This is a genomic window from Mycobacterium sp. E796, from assembly GCF_001672815.1.
GTDB lineage: Bacteria > Actinomycetota > Actinomycetes > Mycobacteriales > Mycobacteriaceae > Mycobacterium.
On the sequence record NZ_LZKK01000057.1, the window covers coordinates 1 to 1,045 of the forward strand.

The following is a 1,045-nucleotide window of genomic DNA, read 5'->3' on the forward strand; positions in this document are numbered from 1 at the left end:
GTGCACGCCGCACCGCCGCCGACGGGGCCCATCCTGATCAGCCGATAGTTTCCGCCGGGGCTTGTCCTAGGCTTTCGCGGGTGCGGTACTTCTACGACACCGAATTCATCGAGGACGGCCGCACCATCGAACTGATCTCGATCGGCGTGGTCGCCGAGGACGGCCGCGAGTACTACGCCGTCTCCACCGAATTCGACCCCGAGCGCGCCGGCAGCTGGGTGCGCGCCAACGTGCTGCCCAAGCTGCCGCCCCCGTCGTCGCAGCTGTGGCGCTCGCGCAAGCAGATCCGCCAGGACCTGGAGGAGTTCTTCGGCGTCGGCGGGACCGAGCCGATCGAACTGTGGGCCTGGGTGGGCGCCTACGACCACGTGGCGTTGTGCCAGCTTTGGGGCGCGATGCCGGCGCTGCCCCAGGCGATACCGCGCTTCACCAGGGAAGTGCGGCAGCTGTGGGAGGAGCGGGGATCCCCTCGGATGCCGCCGCGGCCGCGGGACGCCCACGACGCCCTGGTCGATGCCCGCGATCAGCTCCGCCGATTCCGACTGATCACCTCCGGCGACGACGTTCGCGCTGATCAGTCGTGATCAGGCACTGTTCGGACCCGGTTACCATGGACCGATGAACTGGACCGTCGACATACCGATCGACCAGCTGCCGCCGCTGCCGCCGCTCTCGACCGAGCTGCGTACGCGGCTGGACGCCGCGCTGGCCAAGCCGGCCGCCCAGCAGCCCAGTTGGGACGCGGAACAGGCCGCCGCGATGCGCACGGTCCTCGAGAGCGTGCCGCCGGTGACGGTGCCGTCCGAGATCGTGCGGCTGCAGGACCAACTGGCCCAGGTCGCCCGGGGCGAGGCGTTCCTGCTGCAGGGCGGCGACTGCGCCGAGACGTTCGTCGACAACACCGAACCCCACATCCGCGGCAACATCCGCACCCTGCTGCAGATGGCCGTCGTGCTGACCTACGGCGCGAGCATGCCGGTGGTCAAGGTGGCCCGCATCGCCGGCCAGTACGCCAAGCCCCGGTCGGCCGACATCGACGCGCTGG

2 protein-coding genes are annotated in these 1,045 nt (G+C 70.1%); both read left to right on the forward strand.

The window, feature by feature from the left end:
• Positions 1–80 precede the first annotated feature (80 nt).
• Entirely contained in the window at positions 81–584 is a 504-nt protein-coding gene (locus tag A5706_RS05360) for a polyadenylate-specific 3'-exoribonuclease AS (protein WP_068127842.1), read from the forward strand.
• 34 nt (positions 585–618) lie between these two features.
• The coding region (locus A5706_RS05365; protein WP_197517749.1) for a 3-deoxy-7-phosphoheptulonate synthase at positions 619–1,045 on the forward strand (427 nt) is incomplete at its 3' end.